This window comes from Luteibacter sp. 22Crub2.1 (assembly GCF_900167995.1).
Classification (GTDB): domain Bacteria; phylum Pseudomonadota; class Gammaproteobacteria; order Xanthomonadales; family Rhodanobacteraceae; genus Luteibacter; species Luteibacter mycovicinus.
Map to the genome: position 1 here is coordinate 1 of NZ_FUYT01000032.1, position 4817 is coordinate 4817.

5 protein-coding genes and 1 pseudogene are annotated in these 4817 nt (G+C 58.9%); 5 read left to right on the plus strand and 1 reads right to left on the minus strand.

Annotated features, from left to right (window positions below; all coding sequences use genetic code 11):
• The 5 genes and pseudogenes from B5X73_RS21150 to B5X73_RS21450 all read left to right on the plus strand — a co-directional run.
• Window positions 1-741: hypothetical protein (locus B5X73_RS21150; protein ID WP_176167912.1), on the plus strand; the 741-nt coding region annotated here is incomplete at its 5' end.
• Window positions 741-1319, plus strand: coding sequence for a hypothetical protein (locus B5X73_RS20835; protein WP_139382873.1), 579 nt, complete (start codon window positions 741-743; stop codon window positions 1317-1319). The genes B5X73_RS21150 and B5X73_RS20835, both read left to right, overlap by 1 nt.
• A 255-nt stretch (window positions 1320-1574) precedes the next feature.
• Entirely contained in the window at window positions 1575-3173 is a 1599-nt protein-coding gene (locus B5X73_RS20455; RefSeq protein ID WP_139382874.1) for a hypothetical protein, read from the plus strand.
• Entirely contained in the window at window positions 3173-3703 is a 531-nt protein-coding gene (locus tag B5X73_RS20460) for an SMI1/KNR4 family protein (RefSeq protein WP_079523096.1), read from the plus strand. Before B5X73_RS20455 ends, B5X73_RS20460 begins: the two co-directional genes overlap by 1 nt.
• Window positions 3704-4285: 582 nt before the next feature.
• Window positions 4286-4360, plus strand: a pseudogene (locus B5X73_RS21450) (peptidoglycan-binding protein); the annotation flags it as partial.
• Here B5X73_RS21450 and B5X73_RS21455 read toward each other — a convergent pair.
• Window positions 4360-4817, minus strand: a 458-nt coding sequence (locus B5X73_RS21455; protein ID WP_254857349.1) for a hypothetical protein, incomplete at its 5' end; no start/stop codon positions are given. The pseudogene B5X73_RS21450 and the gene B5X73_RS21455 sit on opposite strands and share 1 nt — an antisense overlap.

A 4817-nucleotide genomic window follows, 5' to 3' on the forward strand; every position in this document is an offset into this window, starting at 1 on the left:
GTGACCCGCTGGCTGACCAATCCGCAGCAGTCGTTGGCAAACACCAAGGCGCTGGTGGACGGGTTCACGCAGGAGTACCGGAAGGATCTGGCGGCCGGTGATCTGCCGAAGGCCCTCGGCCGGGGGGCCTTCGAGGTGGGGAGTGCGGTCACTCCGTTCCTGGCCGGGAAGCTGGGTAAGGTCGAGACGGCGGCTCGAGCGGCGGATGAGGCGGCTGCGTCGGCGCGGGCGGCGGAGGAGGCTGCGGCGGCGAATCGTCCTGACGTGCTCCGCGATTCAAGTGTTCCAAGCACGAAAGTTACGAATTCTTCTGGTGTTGCAGGAGGTGCCGATCGTCCGACTATTATGTTTGGTCAGCGCCGTGTTGGCGAAACATTCAGTCCTCTCAAGTCAGACGGAAGCGGGCCGCCGGCCTACCTTGCTGGTCAGCCGATAAGCGACGTGGCGGCAGATCTCCGGGCGAAAATTTTGAGTCCAGATCAGCTGCCTATTCAGGCGTTTTACTATGGTGAAGATGGTGTGCTTGTATCGGCAAATACAAGGTCTCTCTCTGCGCTCAGTGAAGCAGGCATGCAGCCAACAAACGTTACGATCATCGGTCCAAGCAGGGCGCTATTGCGCCGTTTGCGAGAAGAGCCGATCGTTTCCAATGCGCCGTTGCCGGGTCCGCGAGTTCCTGTCACCCCTAGCCAGCAGAACTTGCAGGTGATAAGAATTATTCAGATTCCAGGAAGCGAATAATGTCATTCCCCCCGCAAAAGCTGTTGCCTGCCACAGTCCCATGGCAGGTCAGTCCGTCAGTCCCTCATCTCAAATTGCAGGTAGGGCATGACCGTAAGCCATCGTCCGCAACCTTCATTGGCCACTTCAATGATCGAGAGCATCAGTTGCCCTCAGTTCCTAACTCAGTTCCAAAGCGTATAGGCGTGCCGGACGCATTCACTCCGGAGGACGGCCGCACACTGGGTCGATTCCAAATGGTTCGAGTCAGTTTTCTTGGCGGACTGGACTCTCGGGTTTGCCACGCGGTATCAGACATCGAGGTTCTGTCAGAACGCGATTTTGACTGGAGTGCCGTGCCAGGCGGGTTACTCCCTGGCGAGAAAGTGTCTGATAACGTCAAGCGCATTGACGCCCAATGGCGTACTACGGGCATTTGTCCGGATCCCGGGGTGTATGAAGTGCAGCACTCAATTTGGCTTCGTGAACTAGGGCTAGATCGGAGGTCTTTGCGTCATATCATTATTTTGGGGCACGATGATTATCTTGAAATTATTGCCGATGACTGGCAATGGGAGCTTGGTCAATCCGTAGATTGACCACATGCGAGTCAACGCTCGCTACATGTGGGCGTTACATAAGTTTGTGTCAGAAGCTTAAGCGGCTTGAAGTTGCCGCTTGCATTAAGTGGACCGCCCCAGCTTTCGTAGACACGCAGGTGCCAGTTATCGAGTTCGCGCATAGTAAGCCAGCATCAAAGGCTCTGTAGGGACAGCACGGCGTACGACAACCTGGGACTGGCCGGTCACAGTGTCGATCCGACGGATTTGCTGGGGGCGTACAACCGCCAGGGTGTGGCATCGCTGGCGTCGCGTGATCCATACCTTGGTGCGAGTGAGGCCCCGCTGGTCGAGGCCCTCGGCACGTCACGTGCGAACTGGATCGCTTACACGGATACCTCGGACCTTGGTACGCCGGTGAACGGTGCCTACAGCGCGAAGGATCTGGGGCCACTCGTTGCGGGCATGAGCCAGGTACAACAGCGCGCGATGGGCGGTACACCGGAACAGCGTGGGGTCGCGCAGCAGGTGCAGTCGATCTTCGACAGCGCCACCCGCGAAGGCGTGCAAAGCACGTATTACGGGGCGTCGCAGATCGAAGTCGCCCGGGACGCGATCAGCGCAGCACTGGACGGGCGGCCGTTGCCCGCCAGTACGGACTACATCACCGCTCCGACCTTGCTCACACCCGCGGCGACGGACTTCAACACCGTCAATCTGGAGGGTGTGACCGTCACGGCCAATCGCGAGGCGGATACGAGCTTCTTCGGTAGCGTGGGCGATCGGTTGGTTCAAGGCGTCCGGCAGCGAAGCCAGTGGGTGGACGATGCGATCGCCGGAGCCAACCAGTGGATCGATAAGGCGGAGACGTCGATCGACCATGCCCGGGGCAGCCTGCGTGACTGGTCGATGCAGAACGGCGGGGCGATCGGTGGGGCGATCGGGAACTACGTGTCCGACCAGATCGGGTTTGCGGAAGGCTTCTCGATCAGCGCAGCCCATGCCGTGACAGGCACGGTGAGCCTGGCCGTGTCGGCATCCGACTTGGTCAACCCGGTGACATGGGCGCTGGACAGTCAGCGCAACATTGACCGTGTGAAGAGCACCTATCGCACGATCGATACGCTCAATTCCGTGGTGGATGTGACCCGCTGGCTGACCAATCCGCAGCAGTCGTTGGCAAACACCAGGGCGCTGGTGGACGGGTTCACGCAGGAGTACGGGAAGGACCTGGCGGCCGGTGATTTGCCGAAGGCCTTCGGCCGGGGGATCTTCGAGGTGGGGAGTGCGGTCACTCCGTTCCTGGCCGGGAAGCTGGGTAAGGTCGAGACTGCTGCTCGGGCGGCGGATGAGGCGGCTGCGTCGGCTCGGGCGGCGGAGGAGGCTGCAAGCGCCGGTGCTAACAACATGGTCGGTTCAACGCATGACGTTGAAGACTCAGCCCATAGTTCAAAAGCATTTGACGCATACAAACGGGACTTGATCCGACAGGAAGTCTTGAGTCCTGGCGACACTACGTCTGGACCGGTAGTTCTCACGGCTCCGGAGGGAGCTACATCCGCGCAGGTCGCGCAGATCAGGGAGTATGCAAAGCTCGCGAATCTCGCGATTGACGAGGGGTACATGTCTCCGACAGGGCGCATTTCGACTATGGGACAAACGCGGCGGCAGGCATCGAGGGCGGCGGAACTCGAGAGAAAGTTTGCAGAAATGGCTGGAACACCTTATGAAGGAGTCGTCGGGCATGTGCCCGACACGACCTGGAGTGCAAGGCCTAAGGCGCCGTTTTGGCAAGATCTCGATCCCAGCATAAACTCTAGCCTTGGTGGGCAGGCTGGGCGCTATCCCATCGGTTACAAACCGACCCGATTTATTTTTGTGGATGATCTCTGATGGACTGGAAGCGTGAGCTCGTAATTGCCCATTTGGTCAAGGCTAAAATTGCTGAGGCTGATCGAGACGGACTATGGCCGAATACGCTGCCCCGGGTGGGGGCTTCCCCCGAGACTATACACAGCGCAGAGCAGATCCTCGGTCGAGGTTTTTCTTCTAGCCATAAGGAATTTCTCCTATGCGCCGACGGGTGGGAGGGCTTCTATCAGCGAGTCGACATATTGGGTACGGCGGATTATGCAAATGGCACTCGGCTCGCGAGAGGTCACATGCTATTAGGCGCTTCCGAGGATCCAAACTTCTCGGTCGAGTGGCGAAGGTCTTTACTGCCTGTGGCAGTCTCATCGGTTGACATCGACGTCTTTGCGATGGCTCCTGAGACGGTAGACGAGCCGGGGGTGATCTACTGGTTTGCTGGTAGACTGGTCGATAGATTTTCTGACTTTGAAGAATGGTTTTTAGCGATGGTTGATTATAACCGCGAGGAATTTCGAGATCTTAGTGGCGGATCTCTAAGTTTCGAGCAATAGTGGTGTCCGTTAGGATTACGGTAAGCAGACGACTGTTACCCAAGGTTCAGCTTCTTGAAGTGATGGCCAGTATCTCAAATCCCAGAGAGTGCGCGCTGACCCAGAGAGGGTTAGAGCAGGTAATAGAGAATTTTTGCGCCGGATGCCCTGATCCGATTCAAGCTTATTCGCTTATTGCTGAAAACCCCGATTCGATGACGGACGGGGAAGTTGTGGCTCGCGCATTAAGTATGCCGTATCTCCCAATATCGTCTGTGCCTGCATCGATTGTTTCCTCGGGCCATCCTGTGAGGTCTATCGCCGATTAGGTTAGCTATCTCGACTCATTGAGTTGGGCATAGGGTTTGCTGGCGCTTAGTTGCGTCGTTCGCCTTTGACGCCAACGGCCAGATCATCGAGCGCCGCGACGGCACGGCCAACGGCACGGCGATCGACCAGGGCACCGCGGCGAGCGCCGGCTTCAAGAACCAGCACTACGTCTACGTCAATGGCGCGCAGGTCGCGCACTACGACGAAGCAGGCACGGCGGATGTACTGACCCAGGTCACCGCGTTCTCCAGCGGCCCGACCTCGGGCTATGTGGTGCAGAGTGGCGATACGCTCAAGTCGATCGCGCAGTCGGTCTACGGCAACGCGAGCCTCTGGTACGTCATCGCTCAGGCCAACGCGATCAGCGGCGATGCCGAGCTGGCGGTCGGCCAGGATCTGACGATCCCGGAAGTGCAGACGAACCAGAACGACGCAACAACGTACAAGCCGTACAACAGCACGGAGATCGCGGGGAGCACGACGCGGGGGCTGCCGACGATTGCGCCGCCTCCGCCGCCTCCGCCGCCGCCGAGTAGTGGGCATTGCAGCACGCTGGCGACAATCATCATTGTCGCGGTGATCGTGGTGGTGTCGATCGGTTGGTTCAAAACTATCGACAGAGCCGTCAACTCCTTGACGACGCGGTCGCGGGGGCCGGCCAATGGATCGATAAGGCGGAGACCTCGATCGACCATGCCCGGGGCAGCCTGCGTGACTGGTCGATGCAGAACGGTGGGAGCGTCGGCGGGGCAATCGGGAAATACGTGTCCGACCAGATCGGCTTGGCGGAAGGCTTCTCGCTGGG